Source organism: uncultured Sphingopyxis sp. (assembly GCF_900078365.1).
In the GTDB taxonomy this organism is placed as follows: Bacteria; Pseudomonadota; Alphaproteobacteria; order Sphingomonadales; family Sphingomonadaceae; genus Sphingopyxis.
The window spans coordinates 3,001,499-3,020,099 of the sequence record NZ_LT598653.1 but is presented as its reverse complement, the minus strand read 5'-3'; the positions used below and the strand labels follow the sequence as shown (position 1 = coordinate 3,020,099).

16 protein-coding genes are annotated in these 18,601 nt (G+C 66.6%); 9 read left to right on the top strand and 7 right to left on the bottom strand.

Going from position 1 to position 18,601, the window contains the following annotated elements; translation table 11 throughout:
- Positions 1–13: 13 nt before the first annotated feature.
- On the top strand, positions 14–2,035 hold the full coding sequence (locus QZL87_RS14025) for a glycoside hydrolase family 97 protein (RefSeq protein WP_295320458.1): 2,022 nt from the start codon (positions 14–16) through the stop codon (positions 2,033–2,035).
- A gap of 94 nt (positions 2,036–2,129) precedes the next feature.
- On the opposite strand, the gene QZL87_RS14020 is transcribed toward QZL87_RS14025, so the two are convergent.
- Positions 2,130–3,461, bottom strand: a complete 1,332-nt coding sequence (locus QZL87_RS14020) for an SLC13 family permease (protein WP_295320457.1) — start codon at positions 3,459–3,461, stop codon at positions 2,130–2,132.
- A 79-nt stretch (positions 3,462–3,540) separates the two neighbouring features.
- On the opposite strand from QZL87_RS14020, the gene QZL87_RS14015 reads away from it, so the two are divergent.
- Complete coding sequence (locus QZL87_RS14015) at positions 3,541–4,404, top strand: hypothetical protein (protein ID WP_295320455.1); 864 nt, start codon at positions 3,541–3,543, stop codon at positions 4,402–4,404.
- A 90-nt stretch (positions 4,405–4,494) separates the two neighbouring features.
- Here the strand turns inward: QZL87_RS14015 and QZL87_RS14010 are convergent, their stop codons facing one another.
- The 5 genes from QZL87_RS14010 to QZL87_RS13990 form a co-directional block, all read right to left on the bottom strand.
- Positions 4,495–5,481 carry a quinone oxidoreductase gene (locus QZL87_RS14010; protein ID WP_295320453.1) on the bottom strand — a complete coding sequence of 329 codons (987 nt, stop codon included), beginning with the start codon at positions 5,479–5,481 and terminating at the stop codon, positions 4,495–4,497.
- Positions 5,482–5,637: 156 nt separating this feature from the next.
- Positions 5,638–7,443, bottom strand: a complete 1,806-nt coding sequence (locus tag QZL87_RS14005; protein WP_295320451.1) for a DEAD/DEAH box helicase — start codon at positions 7,441–7,443, stop codon at positions 5,638–5,640.
- A gap of 150 nt (positions 7,444–7,593) precedes the next feature.
- Positions 7,594–8,766 (bottom strand): NAD(P)/FAD-dependent oxidoreductase, encoded by a 1,173-nt coding sequence (locus QZL87_RS14000; protein WP_295320448.1) that lies wholly within the window; start codon positions 8,764–8,766, stop codon positions 7,594–7,596.
- 7 nt (positions 8,767–8,773) lie between these two features.
- Complete coding sequence (locus QZL87_RS13995; protein ID WP_295320446.1) at positions 8,774–8,953, bottom strand: hypothetical protein; 180 nt, start codon at positions 8,951–8,953, stop codon at positions 8,774–8,776.
- Positions 8,950–9,426: a GreA/GreB family elongation factor gene (locus tag QZL87_RS13990; RefSeq protein WP_295320444.1), complete on the bottom strand. Its 477-nt coding sequence runs from the start codon at positions 9,424–9,426 to the stop codon at positions 8,950–8,952. The genes QZL87_RS13995 and QZL87_RS13990 overlap by 4 nt, the downstream gene beginning before the upstream one ends.
- Positions 9,427–9,545: 119 nt before the next feature.
- Between QZL87_RS13990 and QZL87_RS13985 the strand changes: the two genes are divergently transcribed.
- Together QZL87_RS13985 and QZL87_RS13980 are read left to right on the top strand one after the other, a co-directional pair.
- Positions 9,546–10,295 carry a head GIN domain-containing protein gene (locus QZL87_RS13985; protein WP_295320442.1) on the top strand — a complete coding sequence of 250 codons (750 nt, stop codon included), beginning with the start codon at positions 9,546–9,548 and terminating at the stop codon, positions 10,293–10,295.
- A gap of 43 nt (positions 10,296–10,338) precedes the next feature.
- Positions 10,339–11,061, top strand: coding sequence for a head GIN domain-containing protein (locus tag QZL87_RS13980; protein WP_295320440.1), 723 nt, complete (start codon positions 10,339–10,341; stop codon positions 11,059–11,061).
- Positions 11,062–11,251: 190 nt separating this feature from the next.
- Here QZL87_RS13980 and QZL87_RS13975 read toward each other — a convergent pair whose 3' ends face one another.
- Entirely contained in the window at positions 11,252–12,055 is an 804-nt protein-coding gene (locus QZL87_RS13975) for an SDR family oxidoreductase (RefSeq protein ID WP_295320438.1), read from the bottom strand.
- Positions 12,056–12,164: 109 nt separating this feature from the next.
- Between QZL87_RS13975 and QZL87_RS13970 the strand changes: the two genes are divergently transcribed.
- The 5 genes from QZL87_RS13970 (at position 12,165) to QZL87_RS13950 (ending at position 18,567) form a co-directional block, all read left to right on the top strand.
- Entirely contained in the window at positions 12,165–12,680 is a 516-nt protein-coding gene (locus QZL87_RS13970; RefSeq protein WP_295320436.1) for a hypothetical protein, read from the top strand.
- Between the two features lie 12 nt (positions 12,681–12,692).
- A complete protein-coding gene (locus tag QZL87_RS13965) occupies positions 12,693–13,691 on the top strand; it encodes a TonB family protein (RefSeq protein WP_295320434.1) in 999 nt (332 codons plus the stop codon).
- 89 nt (positions 13,692–13,780) lie between these two features.
- Entirely contained in the window at positions 13,781–14,047 is a 267-nt protein-coding gene (locus QZL87_RS13960; RefSeq protein ID WP_295320433.1) for a hypothetical protein, read from the top strand.
- Between the two features lie 109 nt (positions 14,048–14,156).
- Positions 14,157–16,892 (top strand): preprotein translocase subunit SecA, encoded by a 2,736-nt coding sequence (gene secA / locus QZL87_RS13955; protein WP_295320432.1) that lies wholly within the window; start codon positions 14,157–14,159, stop codon positions 16,890–16,892.
- A gap of 277 nt (positions 16,893–17,169) precedes the next feature.
- Complete coding sequence (locus tag QZL87_RS13950) at positions 17,170–18,567, top strand: circularly permuted type 2 ATP-grasp protein (RefSeq protein WP_295326904.1); 1,398 nt, start codon at positions 17,170–17,172, stop codon at positions 18,565–18,567.
- The last annotated feature ends 34 nt before the right edge of the window (positions 18,568–18,601 follow it).

Genomic DNA, 18,601 nt, shown 5'->3' with positions numbered 1-18,601 from the left:
CATGAGAGACGCTATGAACCTGAAGACGCTTCCCCTGTTCGGTCTGTCGATGTTCGCCATGGCTTCGCCCGCCGCGGCGCGCGAATGTGCGCAGTCCCCCGGCAATGTGCTCGAGCTGTGCGTTTCGGTCGAAAAGGGTGAGGCAGTTTATCAAGTGAAGCGCGGCGGCGTGACGGTGATCGCGCCGTCGCGCCTCGGGCTGCGCTTCGCGGGCGAGGCCGATCCGCGCTTTGCGGCAATCACCGATGCGAAGCGAAGCGCGGTCGACACGACATGGGAACAGCCGTGGGGCGAACAGCGCCTGATCCGCGACCGTCACAACCAGCTGTCGGTGACGCTCGCGGGCGACACGCCGCTCAGCAAGGCCGTCGGCGTCACCTTCCGCCTCTTCGACGACGGCTTCGGCTTCCGTTATGATTATGGCGCGATCCCCGCCGGACAGGCGGTGTCGGTGACGGCCGACCATAGCCAGTTCCGCACGGTCGGCGCCTATCAAGCCTGGTGGTATGAGGGGTTGGGGCAGGAACGCGACGAATATCTCTACAAACAGACCGACGCGCGGCGCGTCACCCTCGCCGAAACGCCGCTGACGCTGAAGGGCGACAACGGCCTCTATCTCAGCTTCCACGAAGCCGCGCTCGTCGATTTTCCTTCGATGCTGCTGCGGGGCGACGGCGTGGGCACCTATGACGCCTGGCTGATGCCCTCGCCCGATGGCGTGCTCGCGAAAAAGACCGGGCCGTTCACGACGCCGTGGCGCACGGTGCTGGTCGGCGAGACGCCCGGCGCGCTCGCCGACAGCCGGATCACGCTCAACCTCAACGAGCCGAGCAAGGTCCCGGGCATCGGCCAATGGTTCAAGCCCGGCAAATATGTCGGCATCTGGTGGGAAATGCACCTCGAGAAATCGACGTGGGGCAGCGGACCCAAGCACGGCGCGAACACCCGGAATGTGAAGCGATACATCGATTTCGCGGCCAAATATGGCTTCGACGGCGTGCTGGTCGAGGGGTGGAACGAGGGCTGGGATGGCGACTGGATCGCCAATGGCGACAAGTTCAGCTTCACCCGCGCCTATCCCGATTTCGACCTTGCCGAGATCACGCGATACGGCAAGGCGAAGGGGGTCAAGCTGATCGGCCATCACGAAACCGGCGGCGGGGTCGAAAATTACGCGGCGCAGCTCGATGCCGCGCTCAAACTCTATGCCGGCCATGGCGTGTCGCTGATCAAGACCGGCTATGTCCGCCACAGCGGAACGATCAAGGATGGGGCTGGCGGGATGCAATGGTTCGCGGGCCAATATATGGTGCGCCACCATCTCGACGTCGTGAAGCGCGCCGCCGAGCATCGCATCGCGATCAATACCCACGAGCCGGTGAAGGACACGGGGCTGCGCCGCACCTGGCCCAACTGGGTGAGCCGGGAGGGCGCGCGCGGGCAGGAATTCAACGCCTGGGGCAATCCGACCAATCCGCCCGAGCATATGACGATCCTGCCCTTCACGCGGATGCTCGGCGGGCCGATGGATTTCACCCCCGGCATCTTCGACATCGCGCGCGGCGGCACGGAACTGACGCGGCGCGTGCAATCGACGCTCGCGACCCAACTCGCCGAATATGTCGTCATCTATTCGCCGATCCAGATGGCGGCCGATCTCCCCGAAAATTACGAGGCGCGGATGGACGCCTTCCGGTTCATCCGCGACGTGCCCGCCGACTGGGAGCAGTCGAGGACGCTGCAGGGCGCGATCGGCGACTATGTCGTCGTCGCGCGCCAACAGCGCGGCAAGGGCGACTGGTATCTGGGCGCGATCGGCGACGAGGAGGCGCGCGAACTACGGCAGCCGCTGGCCTTCCTCGCGCCGGGCGCGCGCTACGAGGCGCAGATCTATGCCGACGGCCCCGGCGCCGACTATCGCAGCAATCCCGGCGCGCTGACGATCGAAAAGCGCCTCGTCACCAGCACCGATACGCTGACATTGCGCCTCGCGCCCGGCGGCGGCACGGCGATCCGGTTCCGCCGCGTCGAATAGAGCAAGATCTTTCCGTCTGAATCGTCATCCCGGCCTTCGCCGGGATGACGTTAAATCAACGATGGTCGCGCTATGCGGACCGCACGGAGCATCCCTAAAAGGGAAAGAAGACACGGATCGCCATGATCGCCACCACGCAGGTGATGATATTGAGCGGCAGGCCGATGCGGACAAAGTCGAGATAGCGATAGCCGCCCATCTGATAGACGATGACATTGGTCTGATAGCCGAAGGGTGTGGCGAAGGCGGCGCTTGCCGCCATCATCACCGCGACGAGAAAAGGCCGCGGGCTGACGCCGAGACTGTCGGCGAGCGCCACCGCGACGGGGGTGACGAGCACCGCGACCGTCGCGTTGGACAAAAGTTCGGTGAGTATCATCGTCAGGAGATAGAGGATGATGAGCGCGATCAGCGGGCTGAGGCCGTGGACGCTGGCGATCAGCAGTTCGGACGCTTCGGCCGCGAGCCCGCTCTGCTCCATAGCGATGCCGATCACCACCATGCCGGCGATCAGGATCAGGATTTCGGGACGGAGGCCGCTATAGGCCTCGTCGGCACTGATGACGCGCAACAGGATCAGCAACACCGCGCCGGCGAAGGCGGTCGCTGCGATCGGCGCGACACCCATCGTCGCGAGCGCCACCGCCGCGACGAAGGTCATGAGCGCGATCGCGGCCTTGAGCGGCTGGAGCGGCCGTTTCACCTCGAACAGCCGGGCGTCGCCAATCTGCGCATTGCCGATATGCGCGGCGTCGATCTCGGCCGGCGCGCCCTCGCGCTCCTCGGCTTCGTGGCGCCCGCCGAGCAGCCGCCCGCTCACCAGAAAGAGATAGAGCCCGCCGACGAGCGCCATCGGCAGGCCGACCGGCGTGATTTCGAAGATGCCGAAGCGCGACTGCCCCGCGACGCTCGCCATGTCGTCGACGAGCAAATTGGTCGACGTCCCGATCAAGGTGCAGCAGCCGGTGAGGATGGTGACATAGGATAGCGGGATCAGGAAACGCTTGGGCGACAGGCCCAGCGACGTCGCGACGTCGCGGATCACCGGCGCGCCGAGCACGACGATCGGCGTCGAGTTGAGGAAGCAGGAGACCGAACCGATCATCGACAAGAGCAGCCAGAGGCCGCCGGTGCCGAGCCGCCGGCACATCGCGACCGCCGCGGCGATCGCGCGGTCGAGCAGCCCGGCCAGCTCGAGCGCATAGGCGATGACGAACAGCGACGCGAGCGCGATGATCGCCGGACTGGCGAAGGCGCCCTGCACCTCGACCGGCCGCACGACCCCCGTCATCAGCAGGACCGCGGCGCCGGTCAGCGCGACGACGTCGGCTCGCACCTTGTCCCAGATGAGCGCCGCGACCACCGCGGCGAGGACGAGCAGAGTCAGGATCTGGTCCACCGACATCGATCCTGCGTCAGACGGCATCGCGCCCAAGTCAATGTCCAACGACAAAAAAATGCGCCTGGGGTCTGGAGGATGCGCGCGGATTTGCTATCGAGGGACCATGCAGGAACCCAGCGTCAGAACCAGCCGGCTCGCCATCGCTGGCGGATTCGCCGCAATCCTCGTGGTCGGCGGCGGCGGCTTCTTTCTCGGGCGGGCGACCGCGCCGGCGCCACAGGCGCCCGCGCCCGTCGTCGTCCCGGCGCCTGCTCCTGCGCCCGTTCCCGAAACGCCGAAGGATTTGGGGCGCGGCGACCTCATCGCGCTGGCGCAGCGGGCCGCGGACGCCTTCGCGTCGGGCGAGGCCATGCCCGCGGCGGTCGGTGAGGCGGCCGGGCGCCGCTTCGAACTGCTGCTGCCGTTCGGATGCGGGGGGGCGAGCGAGGCCGAAAGCAGCCTGCCGATGCAGTGGCGCTATGACGAAGCGGATGCGACGCTGCGCGTTTCGGTCAAACCGATGATGTGGAACAGGACCGACTGGAATCTCGGGGACGGGGCGAAGATCGACGCCGCCGAAGGCTTCTGGATCACGCGGCCCTGGTCGAGCAGCGGCGTCTGTCCGGCGCGCGCGGGGCAGGCCTTTCCGCGCGGCGTCGAGCCGCTCACCCTACCGGGCCAGACCCTCGCCATTGCCCAATTCTTCGCGAGCGAGGCGGATCGCGACGGCCGCCGCAACGGGCGGCCGTTCGAAACCGTGACGCGGGTCGCGGCCGATCAATTCGACGGTTCGCGGGGTTTCCGCTTGCGCGTTGCAGGCCGGATCGAAGCCATTGCGGGCAATGGGCCGGTCCGCTGCGTCCAGCCCGCCGGTGCCGAGCAGCGGCCGATTTGCGTCATCGGCGCCCGCATCGATACCGTCCGGCTCGAAAATCCCGCGAGCGAAGAAGTCCTCGCGACCTGGACTATCGGGCGTTCGGGCCAATAGCCCGCTCGCCGGGGCGGCGAAGCTCGGCTGGTAAGTCGCGATACAGTCTGGGGCTGAACGCTTCCCGGCCCGCTTCCGCAAGCGGGGAGGCTATGAACGCTCCGGAATCAACAGGCTGGACCCCGTCGTGCGCCCGGCCTCGAGGTCGGCGTGCGCCCTTGCGGCATCTTCGAGCGAGTAACGCTGACCGACGGTGATCCGCACCGCGCCGCTTTCGATCATCTCGAACACGCGCGCCGCGCCTTCGGCGCGTTCGCCGGGGTGGAGATAATAATCGAACAGGGTCGGCCGCGTCACGAACTGCGATCCGTGCTGCGCCAGGACGCCGAGATTGACGCCGGTCACCGGGCCGCCGGCATTGCCATAGCTGACGATCAGCCCGCGCCGCGCGGTGGCTTTGAGCGAGGTCGCCCAGGTCGCCATGCCGATGCCGTCGAAAGTGACGGGAACGCCCTGACCATCGGTAATTTCGCGGATGTGCGCGGCGACGTCTTCCTGCTTGTAGCGGATGACATGGTCGGCGCCGGCTTCGCGCGCGGCATGTTCCTTCGCCTCGGTGCTGACGGTGCCGATGACGCTCGCGCCGATCGCCTTCAGCCACTGGACGAGGATCAGCCCCACCCCGCCCGCGGCGGCGTGTACGAGCACGGTCGCGCCGGCTTCGACCCTGGCGCAGCGTTCGACGAGCGCCTCGACGGTACAGGCCTTGAGCAGCGCGGCGGCGGCGGTTTCATCGTCGATGCCGGGCGGCAGCTTGAACAGCGAAGCGGCGGGGACGAGCCGCGCCGACGCATAGGCATTCCGCTGCGGCCCGAAGGTCGCGACGCGGTCGCCGGGCTGGAGGCCGTGAACGTCGGGGCCGATCGCGATCACTTCGCCCGCCGCCTCGACGCCGAGCCCGCCCGGAAGCTCGACCGGATAGGTGCCGTCGCGGTGATAGGTGTCGATATAGTTGAGCCCGACCGCGGTCTGACGGAGCAGCACCTCGCCGGGCCCGGGATCGCCGAGCGTGACGCTACGCCAGTCGATGACCTGGGGCCCGCCCTGCTTTTCGATGAAAGCCTCAATCGCCTGCATGCGCCGCTCTCCTGCTGATCGCCTCCATCTGGGATGGGGGCGAGGGTGGTGCAAGGGTCAAGTCGCCACAGACTCCGTCATTGCGAGCGAAGCGAAGCAATCCAGAGCGGTTTACGCGGGCTCTGGATTGCTTCGCTTCGCTCGCAATGACGAGGCTTATTGCTTGCCGCCGTGGCGCGGCTTGCCCTTGCCGAAGGGTTTGGCCTTGTAGCCGCCGGGCTTGCCGCCCGCGCCGAAGGGCTTGCGCGGGCCGTCGTGGCGCGGGCCGCCCTTGTGCCCGCCCTTTTCGCGGCGTGGCGGATAAGTGGGACCGTCGGGCGCCGGGGTGATCGAAACGCCGCTGTCGTCCTCGCCATCCTGATTGGCGGTGCGCTGCACGGCTTCGGCGAAGCGGTCGGCGATGGCGAGCGGGATGTTGAAGAGGGTTTCGGAGGGGCCGATACGGATCGCACCGATCTCGTTCTTCGTCACATGGCCGCGGCGGCAGAGCAAAGGCAGGATCCAGCGCGGGTCGGCATTCTGGCGGCGGCCGATGTTGAGGCGGAACCAGGCGCTGTCGTCGAACTGTTCGCGGCGCTCGCCGCGTTCCGGGCGGTCGCCGCGCTCGCGCTCGAAACGGTCGCCGCGTTCGGGGCGCTCGCCGCGCGGGCGCGGACCGGTGTCGAGCAGATCCTCGGGCGGCGGCATCAGCGCGCGGTGCGCGCGGACGAGCGATGCGGCGATGTCTTCGGCGCTGCGTTCGGCCATCAGCCGCTGCGCGAGTTCCAGATCCTCGGCCTCATGCTCGACCGGGGCAAGCAGCTTTTCGATCAGCCGTTCCTGATCCCTTTGCCGGACATCGGCGGCGGTGGGCGCGTCCATCCATTCGGCGTTGATGCGCGCACCGCGCAGCATGCCGTCGACGCGGCGGCGGCGCGGATAGGGGACGATGAGGACGGCGGTGCCCTTCTTGCCCGCGCGGCCGGTGCGGCCCGAGCGGTGCTGGAGCGTTTCGGCATCGCGCGGGATTTCGACGTGGATGACGAGGCTGAGGCTCGGCAAGTCGATGCCGCGCGCGGCGACGTCAGTCGCGACGCACACCCTTGCCCTGCGGTCGCGAAGGGCTTGCAGCGCATGGTTGCGTTCGTTCTGGCTATGCTCGCCCGAGAGAGCGACGGCGGCAAAGCCGCGGTTGACCAGCCGGGCGTGAAGGCGGCGGACATTGTCGCGCGTCGCGCAGAACAGCATCGCCGTGTCGGGTTCGTGCAGCCGCAGCAGGTTGATCACCGCGCCCTCGATGTCGGCGGGGGCGACGGTCACGGCCTGATAGGCGATGTCGCCATGGCCGCGATCCTCGCCGACAGTCGAAATGCGGAGTGCATCGCGCTGGTAGCGTTTGGCGAGCTGGGCGATCGGTTTCGGGATCGTCGCCGAGAAGAGCAGGGTGCGCCGCGCCGCGGGGGTCGCGTCGAGGATTTCCTCCAGGTCCTCGCGGAACCCCATGTCGAGCATTTCGTCGGCCTCGTCGAGCACCGCGACGCGCAGCGCCTCGAGGTCGAGCGCGCCGCGCTCGAGATGGTCGCGCAGGCGGCCCGGCGTGCCGACGACGATATGGACGCCCTGATTGAGGTTGCGGCGCTCGCGGCTCGCGTCCATGCCGCCGACGCAGGTCGCGATGCGCGCGCCGGCCTTGGCATAGAGCCAGCCGAGCTCGCGGCTGACCTGCAACGCCAGTTCGCGCGTCGGCGCGACGATCAGCGCGAGCGGCGCGGTCGCGAAGGGCAAGCGGCCGTCTTCGAGCAGTTCGTCCGCCATCGCGAGGCCGAAGGCGACGGTCTTGCCCGAACCGGTCTGCGCCGAAACGAGCAGGTCGCGGCCCTTGGCCTCGTCTTCGGTGACCTGTGTCTGCACGGGTGTAAGGGCTTCATAGCCGCGCGTGGTGAGGGCGTCCGCAAGGACGGGGGAAAGATTTTCGAAAGCCATTTTATTCTTCTTGTCCTGTACGGCCATGCGCGGCCGATTCTGTAATTCTTCATGCCGGACTTGATCCGGCATCCATTCGTCACTTTCCACGAAGTGCTGAATGGACCCCGGATCAAGTCCGGGGTGACGAAGGGGAGTACGAGTTTTTTCCTAAAGGGCTTGACCCGCCGCATATCCGCTGGCCCAGGCCCATTGAAAATTATAGCCGCCCAGCCACCCGGTGACGTCCACGGCTTCGCCGACCGCATACAGGCCGGGAACGCTTTTGACCATCATTGTTTGCGACGACAGGTTCGCGGTCGAAATTCCGCCGACGGTGACCTCGGCCTTGGCGAAGCCTTCGGTGCCGTTCGGGTGGAAGGACCAGCGCTTGAGACGCGCTTCCGCGTCGGCGAGCTTGCGGTCGGTGAGCGCGCCGAGTTCGCCGGGGAGCGCAAGGCGTTCGGCGAGCGTCTGCGCGAGGCGGTCGGGAAGCGCGAGCGCCGAGGCGAGCGTCGCGCGCGGCCGCGCGCGCTTGGCTTCGAGAAGCCAGCCTTGGGGCAGGTCGGGCAGGAAGTCGATCGTCACCGGCTCGCCGTGCCGCCAATAGCTGCTCACCTGGAGGATCGCGGGGCCGGAGAGGCCCTTGTGCGTGAAGAGCGCGGCTTCGCGAAAGACCGCCTTGCCGGCGCGGGCTTCGACCGGGGTCGCGACGCCTGACAGGTCGCGGAACAGCACATCCTCGCCGCCAAGCGTCAGCGGGACGAGCGCGGGGCGCGGCTCGACGACCTTCAATCCGAACTGGCGCGCGAGGTCGTAGGCGAAGCCGGTCGCGCCCATCTTCGGGATCGACGGCCCGCCGGTCGCGATGACGAGGCTGGCGGCGGTGAAATGCCGGTCGCGGAAGGCCACGCGAAAGATGCCGTCGCCATGCGTCACTTCGCGCACCGGCTGGCCGCAACGGACATCGACGCCGCCCTTGGCGCATTCGCCCAGCAACATCGCGACGATCTGTTTCGCCGAGCCGTCGCAGAAGAGCTGGCCCAGCGTCTTTTCGTGGTGCGCGATGCCGTAGCGGTCGACGAGGGCGATGAAATCGGCGGGCGTGTAGCGCGCGAGCGCCGATTTGGCGAAATGCGGGTTCGCGGAGATGTAGCGGTCGGGCGCGCTATGGATGTTGGTGAAATTGCAGCGCCCGCCGCCCGAGATCAGGATCTTCTTGCCCACCTGCTCGGCATGGTCGAGCAGCAGGACGCGCCGCCCCCTTTGCCCCGCGACCGCGGCGCACATCAGCCCGGCCGCGCCGGCACCCAGCACGATGGCGTCATAATCATGGGTGGTCATGCGATCGTCAGCGCAGCTTCGCGATCGAGAGACTGTCGGCCTTGGCGCGTTGCTTTACCGATTCCTCGCTGCGCGTCAGCGCCTTGGCGATGGCTTTCAATGCCATGCCCTTCTTGGCGAGCGTGTGGAGCTTGTCGATCTCGGCCGCGGTCCATGGCTGTTTATGCCGTTCGAACTTGTCCTTCATGCCATGATCTCCGGATCGGCGGCGGCGGCGAGAATCTCGATCGCATCCTCGCGCCCCTGGAAGGCGACCATGTCGCCGGTCTCGGCGCCCATCAAGGCGCGGCCGAGCGGCGCCGAAAAGGCGATATGGCCCGCCGCGGGATCGGCCTCGTCATGGCCGACGATCGTGACGGCGCGTTCGGCGCCGTTCAACGCATAGCGGATGCGGCTGCCGATGCCGGCGACGTGGTCGCGGGTCGGCGCCTGCACCTCGGCCGTCGCGTGGCGGGTGTGAAAATAGCGCAGCCGGCGCTGGAGCTTCCCCCGCGCTTCCTGGTCGGTTTCGGCGGCGATGGCGGCTTCGAGACGCACGACCTCCTCGCCGAGCAGGCGAAAGCCGCGCGGGGTGACGAGGTTCGGCCCGACCGGAATCGGCCACTCGAACTCGGGTTCTTTATGTTCGTCGTCGCTCTCGCGGCGAAAGGCTACGCTCATCGTCTCTTTCCTGAAGGATGCGCGCCTCTGCGCCATGAAGGTGGCGACAAGATGGCGGTGCGCGCTGGACACTCGTGCCGAGTGTGTGTTATGCAAATAACACACGAAGGAGATTCTCGATGCGTAACTGGACGATGGCGGCACTGCCGCTGGCTCTCGCGATGACCGTCACGGCGTGCAGCGCCGAAGGAACGGGCGACGGCAAAAATGGCAGGCGCACGGTTGATGCCGGGCCGGTGACGACGCAAAGCTTCGACCTGACGGGCTTCACCGGCGTCAAGGTCGCAGGTCCCGACGATGTGACGATCCGCCGCGGCGCCGCCTTTTCGATCAGCGCCAAGGGGCCGAAGGCGGTGATCGACGAACTCGAAATCGAACTCGACGGCGACATGCTGTCGATCGGGCGCAAGAATTCGGGTTTCAGTTTCAGCGGAAGTGACGATGATGTCGACATCGCGATCACCATGCCGTCGCTCCGCGCGGTGCGGTTGACCGGATCGGGCGAGATCGACGCCGATGCGGTCGACGGCGACGCGGTCGAGGCGGTGGTCACCGGCTCGGGCGACCTCAAGGTCGCGACGCTCAATGGCAAGCGCGCGAAGATCACCGTGTCGGGATCGGGCGATATCGAAATCGGCGGCGGAACGATCGGGTCGGGCAATTTCGACGTGACCGGATCGGGCAATATCGCGGCGGGCGGGCTCGCGGCGACGACGCTCGACGTGTCGATCACCGGCTCGGGCGACGTCGATGCGAAAGCGAGCGGCAGCGCCGATATCGCGATCCTGGGATCGGGCGACGCGACGATCGGCGGCGGCGGCAAATGTTCGACGCGCACGATGGGTTCGGGCACCGCAACCTGCAACTGAGGCGCCTATGGTGCTGCCGGCCCGAAAAGACTAGGGCAGCAGCATGACCAGCGCCCTGTCCTGTATCGCAAGGGGCGCCGCCGTCGCGGCGGCCGCCCTGTCGCTCGCCGTCTCCGCGCCGGCGGCCGAGAAACGCTTCGGCCTCACCAGCTTCGAGGCGATCGAGGTGAGTGCCGACGTCATCGTCGAGGTGGTGACGCGCGCGCCGGTCAGCGCGGTGGCGACGGGGCCGCAGGACGCGCTCGACCGGCTGAGCCTCGAAAGCCGCGACGGCCGGCTGGTGATCGGCCAGCGCCAGTTTGCGGGCGATGAAAAGCGGCGGCGGCCGCACGGGCCGGTGACGGTGCGGGTGAACGCCGCCAATCTGAACAGTGCGACGCTGGCCGGCGCCGGCTCGCTGCGCATCGACACGCTTAAGGGGCAGCGCGCGATGGTCGGGCTGCGCGGTCCCGGACGGGTGACCGTGGGTGAGATCGCGGCCGACCGGCTGCAGGTGGCGATGATCGGCAACGGCACGATGACGCTCGGCGGCGCCGCCAAGACCGCGCGCATGACGCTGTCGGGCGCGGGCGTGGTCGATGCCGGCGCGTTGGCCGTCGGCGAGCTGATCAGCGACAGCGAGGGCGCGGGCGATCACATCCTCCACGCGGTCAAGAGCGCCGCGGTCACCGCGCGCGGGATCGGCAAGGTCGTGGTGCTCGGCCGGCCGGTCTGCACGGTGCGCAATGTCGGCAGCGGATCGGTGACCTGCGGGGCGGGGAAATAGGCTCGGTTGGAGGGGCGGCTTTCGGCTGGTTGCGGACGTATCTTTCATCGTCACCCCGGACTTGATCCGGGGTCCCGCTTGATGCCGAAGACCGGTCGACGCCCCAAAAGCGGGATCCCGGGTCAAGCCCGGGATGACGGAAGTGGAGGAGAGCTATGGCCGCTCACCACCCCCAACCCGCCGCCGCGCTTCAATGCCCCGCCGTGCCCAGCCCGTCGATCTTCTTCGACTGGCGCGCGATCAATCCCGGGAACCAGCGCGCGAGGCGCGACAAGCGTTTTGCCATCTTGCCGACCGGCATATGCACGCGGTCGCCATGCACCGCGTCCCATGCCGCGCGCGCGACATCCTCGACCGGCGAAATCTCGAACCCGCTCGCTGACAGGCGCGCCCGCGCAGGTTCGTTGCTGTCGGCGCTGACCTGATCGAGCAGCGGCGTGTCGATGAAGCCGGGCATCAGCGAGCGCACCTTGATGCCGTGCTTGGCGAACTCGATCTCGAGCGCCTCGGTCAGCCCGCGCACCGCGAATTTGGTCGCCGAATAGACCGCGAGGCCTGCGACGCCATAGAAGCCCGACGCCGATCCGGTGTTGAGGATCGCCGACCCCGGCGTCGCCTTGAGCAGCGGTAGCGCCATATAGATGCCGTTGACGACCCCGCCGAAATTGATCGCGATCAGCCGGTCGGCCTCCGCCGGATCCATGTCCATATATTGCCCGCCCGACCCGATGCCGGCGTTGTTGAAAAGGACGTCGAGGCGGCCGCCGCTCGCCGTGGCGAATTCGTCGAGCGCGGCCTTCCACTGGTCGCGGTCGCGCACGTCCATGACGTGGCGCGAGGATGCGCCTTCGGGGAGCAGCGCGGCGGTCTCGTCGATCCCGGCGCGGTTGACGTCTGCGATGCCGACGAACCAGCCCTGCCCGGCGAAATGGCGCGCGACCGCGCGGCCGATGCCCGATCCGCCGCCGGTGATGAAAATCGCCTTTCGTGCCATCCGGCCCCTCCTTACATCGATGTCAATGAGACATGATGCGAAGTCGGCGTCGCGGTCAAGCGGCAATCGCGCTTGGCAAGATTGGAGGCTGCTGGCTAAGAGGGCGGGGATGACCCGCGGCCTTCGCTTTATCATCCTGTCGCTGCTGATGCTGTGCGCGGGCCTCACGACGCCGGCGCGCGCCGAAGTGGTCGTGAGCTTTTACAGCCATGATTTCGGCGATCGTTTCCCGCACGCCTTCATCGTGATGAAGGGGACCCTCGACGCGACGGGCGAGGTCGTTGACGTCAATTACGGTTTCACCGCGACATCGGTCAGCCCCGCGATCCTGTTCGGGTCGGTGAAGGGCAAGGTCGAATCGTCGAAGCCCGATTATATCGAAAAGAGCGACCGCCAGTTCGACGTGACGGTCGACGACGCGACCTATGGGCGGGTGTTGGCGAAGGTTGCCGAATGGCGCGACCGCGAGCAGCCCAGCTACAGCCTAAACAAGCGCAACTGCGTTCATTTCGTGATGGAGCTGGCCGAGGTCGTCGGCCTGAAGGTCAACCGCAAGAGCAAATTGTTCAAGAAGCCCAAGAGCTTTCTGATCGAAGTGAAGGGACTGAATCCGGGGGTTGAATAGGGGGGAGTGACGATGCTGACGATGATGTTCTTGCTGGCGATGCAGGGCGCGCCGGCTCAGGAGAGCCGGGCCGAAACGGGGCTCGCGCCGGCGACCAATCCGGGAAGCTGGGCCACGAACGATGATTATCCGGCGAGCGCGATGCGCGAGGAGCGCGAAGGGACGACGGGGTTCCGGCTGACGATCGCCGCCGACGGCCTGCCCACCAGTTGCGAAATCACCGCGCCGAGCGGCCATGCCGACCTCGACGCCGAAACCTGCCGATTGGTCATGGCGCGCGCACGCTTCACGCCGGGGCGCGACGCGCGCGGCGAAGCGGTCGGCGGGACCTATAGCAACCGGATCCGCTGGCAGATTCCTGAAGGCGCCGGCTATGCGGTGGAGGTCGCGGGCTTCGGGCTCGATACGACGCTGGAAAGCTGGCCGCGCGCCGCGATCCCCGACGACGCCTTCACGCGGATCGATCCCGCCGCCCATTATCCGCCCACCGCGCTCGCCGCGCGCGAGCAGGGCACCGTCCATATGGAACTCACCGTCGACAGCGCCGGGCGGGTTGCGGCATGCAAGGTCAATGAAAGCAGCCTGTCGGCCGCGCTCGACGACGCGGCGTGCGCGCTGATGCGCAGCGAGGGCAAATTCTCGCCCGCGCTCGACAGCGACGGCAAGCCGACCAAGGGCGTCCTTGCGGCGAAATTTCGCTGGTCGCTGCCGAGCGAAGTGCGGGAAGGCGGCGACGGCGTATCGATGGCGCCCGATCCGGGCTTTCCGATGAGCGAACCGGGCAGCGCGACGATAACCGTGCTGGTCGGCGCCGATGGCCGCGTTCAGGATTGCCGCTTTTCGAACACGGGCAAATTCGGCGCCACACCGAACGGGATGACGCCGTGCGACATGTTCGGGCGTCAGACGCGCTATTCGCCCTTCACCGACGCTGGCGGCAAGCCCGTCGCAAAGCGCGTGATCCTGCGCACCGACCTGACTATCGAGGATGCGCCCGCCGCAGCCGAATAGCCGGAACGCTGGACGTGGCGCCGCTTTCACCCTATGTTCAGGGAACGGGGCGCAATATTTCGCGCTCCGGACGTATAGAGGGGCGATTCTTGCGGTTGTTGCTGACCCTTTTGGCATTGCTGACCGGCTTGGCGACCGCCGACCGGGCCGTTGCCGCGCCCGCCACGCCGGCGGCGATGGGGGCGCTGGTCCTGCTGGCCGAAACGACGGGCAAGGCCGAAGCGAGCGATAGCGAGCGCCGCCCCACGACGAGCACTCCGCCGCGGCGCCAGTCGAGCGGCAGCGGCAAGGCGCGCAAGACGGCTCCGCCCTATCTTCCCGGCTTGCTGACCGGCAGCGACCGCGCGCTCGAATAGCGCCCGCTGCCCCGCGCCTTTTCAGGGCGCCGCCCCGTATAGGGCCCGTTTCCGATAGTTTTCGCGGCTCAGAGCGCCGCCATTTCATTCTCATTCCAAGGAAAATTTCATGTTTGCTGGCCTTGCCAAGAGCCTGTTCGGCTCGTCCAACGACCGTTATGTCGCCTCGATCCGCAAGATCGTCGACAAGATCAACGCTTTCGAACCCGCGATGCAGGCGCTCGATGACGCCGGATTGCAGGCGCAGACGCAGAAATTCCGCGACCGGCTTGGCGCCGGCGAGACGCTCGACGACATATTGCCCGAAGCCTTTGCGACGGTGCGCGAGGCGGCGGTCCGCACGCTCGGCATGCGCCATTTCGACGTGCAGATGATCGGCGGCGTGGTGCTCCACCGCGGCGAGATCGCCGAGATGGCGACGGGCGAGGGCAAGACGCTGATGGCGACCTTGCCCTGCTATCTGAACGCGCTTGAGGGCAAGGGCGTCCATGTCGTGACCGTCAACGACTATCTCGCACGCCGCGACGCCGAATGGATGGGCACCGTCTATGGCTTCCTCGGCCTGACCACCGGGATCATCGTCCCCAACCTCAACGAGATGCAGCGCCGCGACGCCTATAACGCCGACATCACCTATGCGACGAACAACGAGCTGGGCTTCGATTATCTGCGCGACAATATGAAGTTCGACCGCGCGCAGATGGTCCACCGCGAATTCAATTTCGGCATCGTCGACGAGGTCGATTCGATCCTGATCGACGAGGCGCGCACCCCGCTGATCATCTCGGGCCCCACCGACGACAAGTCCGAACTCTATATCCGCGTCAACGAGGTCGTCCACCAACTCGGCGAAGAGGATTATGAGAAGGACGAGAAGTCGAAGTCGATCAGCCTGACCGAAGAAGGCACCGAGCATGTCGAGCGACTGCTCGAAGCCGCCGGCCTGCTCCAGGGCAACAACCTCTATGACATCGAGAACACGCAGGTTGTCCATCACGTCAATCAGGCGCTGAAGGCGATCCAGATGTTCAAGCTCGACACCGACTATATCGTCAAGGACGGCAAGGTCGTGATCATCGACGAGTTCACCGGCCGCATGATGGACGGGCGCCGCTGGTCCGATGGCCTGCACCAGGCGGTCGAGGCGAAGGAAGGCGTGCAGATCGAACCCGAGAACCAGACGCTCGCCTCGATCACCTTCCAGAATTATTTCCGCATGTATCCGAAACTTTCGGGCATGACCGGCACCGCGGCGACCGAAGCGGCGGAGTTCTTCGACATCTACAAGATGAACGTCGTCACCATCCCGACGAACCGCCCGATCGCGCGCATCGACGACGAAGATGAATTTTACAAGAATATCACCGACAAGTTCGGCGCGATCGCCAAGACGATCCGCGAGGCGAACGAACGCGGTCAGCCGGTGCTCGTCGGCACCGTGTCGATCGAGAAGTCGGAGCTGCTCTCCTCCTATCTCGAAAAGGAAGGCGTGCCGCACAGCGTCCTCAACGCGCGCTTCCATGAAAGCGAGGCGCATATCGTCGCGCAGGCGGGCCGCACCGGCGCGGTGACGATCGCGACGAACATGGCGGGCCGCGGCACCGACATCAAACTCGGCGGCAACGAGGAATTCCGCATCGACGACGAGCTCAAGGATATGCCCGAGGGGCCGGAGCGCGAGGCCGCGGTCGCGCGCATCCAGGCCGAGGTCGCCGCCGAGCGCGAAGCGGTGAAGGCCGCGGGCGGGCTGTTCGTGCTCGCGACCGAGCGCCACGAAAGCCGCCGCATCGACAACCAGCTGCGCGGCCGTTCGGGACGCCAGGGCGACCCGGGCCTGTCCAAATTCTACCTTTGCCTCGACGACGACCTCTTGCGCATCTTCGGCCCCGACACGCTCTTCTCCAAGATGATGAACAAGAATCTGGAGGATGGCGAGGCGATCGGATCGAAATGGCTGTCGAAGGCGATCGAGACCGCGCAGAAGAAGGTCGAGGCGCGCAACTATGACATCCGCAAGCAGGTCGTCGAATATGACAATGTCATGAATGACCAGCGCAAGGTCATCTATGAACAGCGCGGCGAAATCATCGACAGCGAGACCGTCGACGAGGTGATGGCCGCGATGCGCGCCGAGACGGTCAACTCGATCGTTGCCGACGCGTGCCCCCCGGGCAGCTATCCCGAACAATGGGACGTCGAGGCGATGAAGGAGCGGGTGGCGAACATCCTCGACCTGTCGCCGCCGATCGACGACTGGATGCAGGAAGACGCGGTCGATCCCGAAATCTTCGAGGAGCGCATCCAGCAGGCGGCCGACGCGGTTGCCGCCGAGAAGGCGGGCCTCGTCGATGCCGAGACGTGGAAGGGGATCGAGAAGTCGATCCTGCTCCAGACGCTCGACCATCACTGGAAGGAACATCTCTCGACCCTCGACGCGCTGCGCCAGGTCGTGTTCCTGCGCGCCTATGCGCAGAAGCAGCCGATCAACGAATATAAGCAGGAAGCTTTCGCGCTGTTCGAGCGCATGTTGTCGAATATCCGCGAGGATGTGACGCGCACCGTCGCGCGCATCGACCTGCGCTTCGAAGAGCCCGAGCCGATGCCGCTCCCCGACCTGCCCGATTTCCTGACGACGCACATCGACCCCTTCACGGGCGAGGACAACAGCGGCGACGTCGATGCGGGCGCGCTCGGCGTGATCGCGAACACGCTGCCGCCGATGCAGGTGCCGAGGCCCGATCTGCCCGAGGGCGAGAATCCTTACGCCGCGCTGGAGATCAGCCGCAACGCGCCATGCCCCTGCGGTTCGGGGCGCAAATACAAGCATTGCCACGGGGCGATCTGAGGCCTCGCCGTCGCCCCCGCGCAGGCGGGGCCGCTGGAGGTTTACGCAGCAATGAAGAGTAAGGCCGACAACGGCCCCCGCCTGCGCGGGGGCGACGGGCTGCATTCGCCCGCTTGCCAAGGCGCGGGCGCGCGATTAGCATCGCCTTCATAAGCTTGGCGGCCGCGTAGCCAGACAAGCGACGCAGCAGGCAGGAACATAGGGGGCCGCGCCCCGCGTGCGGCCCGGTGGCGGCGTGCAGCGTGGAAAGGTCCGGGGCATTCATTTCTTCGACGAGATGACGGGACAGGGGGGCGAGGTCCGGTCGCCCTATCGCGACTATTCGGACTGGTTCGACCGCGAGGACGCGGCGCGCATCCAGCGCAAGGCGCAGCAGGCCGAGGCTTTTTTCCGCACCACCGGCATCACCTTCAACGTCTATGGCGAGGATGAGGCCGACGAGCGGCTGATCCCTTTCGACGTCGTCCCGCGCATCATCGCGGCGAGCGAATGGCGGCGGCTGTCTCGCGGGATCGAGCAGCGCGTGCGCGCCTTGAACGCCTTCCTCCACGACATCTATCACCGGCAGGAGATTTTGCGCGCGGGCCGCGTGCCCGTCGAGCTGATCGCGCGCAACGAGGCCTTCCTGCCGATGATGATGGGCATGGACCCGCCGGGCGGCGTCTATACGCATATCAGCGGCATCGACATCGTCCGCACCGGCGCCGACGAATATTATGTACTCGAGGATAATGCGCGCACCCCGTCGGGGGTCTCCTACATGCTCGAGAACCGCGAGACGATGCTCCAGATGTTCCCCGAGCTGTTCGCGAAGATTTCGGTGCGCGAGGTCGGCGACTATCCGCTCAACCTGCTCAAATCGCTGTCGGCCTGCGCGCCGCCCGTGTGCAACGGGACGCCGACCGTCGCGGTACTGACGCCGGGCATCCACAACAGCGCCTATTTCGAACACAGCTTCCTCGCCGACCAGATGGGCGCCGAACTGGTCGAGGGGCACGACCTGCGCGTCGTCGACGGGCGCGTAGCGATGCGCACGACGCAGGGCTATACGCCGATCGATGTCCTCTATCGCCGGGTCGACGACGACTTCCTCGATCCATTGAATTTCCGGCCGGACTCGGTGCTGGGCGTGCCGGGGATCTGGGACGTCTATCGTGCGGGCGCGATCACCATCGCCAACGCGCCCGGCACGGGGATCGCCGACGACAAGGCGCTCTACAGTTATATGCCCGACATCATCGAATTCTATACGGGCGAAAAGGCGCTGCTGCCCAATGTGCCGACCTGGCGCTGTTCGGAACCCGAGCATCTGCGCGAGGTGCTCGACCGATTGCCCGAGTTGGTGGTGAAGGAGGTCCATGGGTCGGGCGGCTATGGGATGCTCGTCGGGCCGGCGGCGAGCAAGAAGGCGATCGCGGCGTTCCGCGCCAAGCTGGAGGCCAATCCCCGCAATTATATCGCGCAGCCGACATTGTCGCTTTCGACCGTGCCGATCTTCACCAAGGCGGGACTGGCGCCGCGCCATGTCGATCTCCGCCCCTTCGTGCTGATGTCGCCGCAGGGGATACGGATCACGCCCGGCGGGCTGACGCGCGTCGCGATGAGCAAGGGGTCGCTGGTGGTCAATTCGAGCCAGGGTGGCGGGACCAAGGATACGTGGGTGCTGGAGGATTGATGGGGATGGGGCTTCAATTCATGCCCTATCCCCT

Bases quoted from the DNA above. Each gene is read 5' to 3' on its own strand.
- QZL87_RS14025 (WP_295320458.1), top strand. From the start codon at position 14: ATGAACCTGAAGACGCTTCCCCTGTTCGGTCTGTCGATGTTCGCCATG.
- QZL87_RS14020 (WP_295320457.1), bottom strand. From the start codon at position 3,461: ATGCCGTCTGACGCAGGATCGATGTCGGTGGACCAGATCCTGACTCTG.
- QZL87_RS14015 (WP_295320455.1), top strand. From the start codon at position 3,541: ATGCAGGAACCCAGCGTCAGAACCAGCCGGCTCGCCATCGCTGGCGGA.
- QZL87_RS14010 (WP_295320453.1), bottom strand. From the start codon at position 5,481: ATGCAGGCGATTGAGGCTTTCATCGAAAAGCAGGGCGGGCCCCAGGTC.
- QZL87_RS14005 (WP_295320451.1), bottom strand. From the start codon at position 7,443: ATGGCTTTCGAAAATCTTTCCCCCGTCCTTGCGGACGCCCTCACCACG.
- QZL87_RS14000 (WP_295320448.1), bottom strand. From the start codon at position 8,766: ATGACCACCCATGATTATGACGCCATCGTGCTGGGTGCCGGCGCGGCC.
- QZL87_RS13995 (WP_295320446.1), bottom strand. From the start codon at position 8,953: ATGAAGGACAAGTTCGAACGGCATAAACAGCCATGGACCGCGGCCGAG.
- QZL87_RS13990 (WP_295320444.1), bottom strand. From the start codon at position 9,426: ATGAGCGTAGCCTTTCGCCGCGAGAGCGACGACGAACATAAAGAACCC.
- QZL87_RS13985 (WP_295320442.1), top strand. From the start codon at position 9,546: ATGCGTAACTGGACGATGGCGGCACTGCCGCTGGCTCTCGCGATGACC.
- QZL87_RS13980 (WP_295320440.1), top strand. From the start codon at position 10,339: ATGACCAGCGCCCTGTCCTGTATCGCAAGGGGCGCCGCCGTCGCGGCG.
- QZL87_RS13975 (WP_295320438.1), bottom strand. From the start codon at position 12,055: ATGGCACGAAAGGCGATTTTCATCACCGGCGGCGGATCGGGCATCGGC.
- QZL87_RS13970 (WP_295320436.1), top strand. From the start codon at position 12,165: ATGACCCGCGGCCTTCGCTTTATCATCCTGTCGCTGCTGATGCTGTGC.
- QZL87_RS13965 (WP_295320434.1), top strand. From the start codon at position 12,693: ATGCTGACGATGATGTTCTTGCTGGCGATGCAGGGCGCGCCGGCTCAG.
- secA (WP_295320432.1), top strand. From the start codon at position 14,157: ATGTTTGCTGGCCTTGCCAAGAGCCTGTTCGGCTCGTCCAACGACCGT.
- QZL87_RS13950 (WP_295326904.1), top strand. From the start codon at position 17,170: ATGACGGGACAGGGGGGCGAGGTCCGGTCGCCCTATCGCGACTATTCG.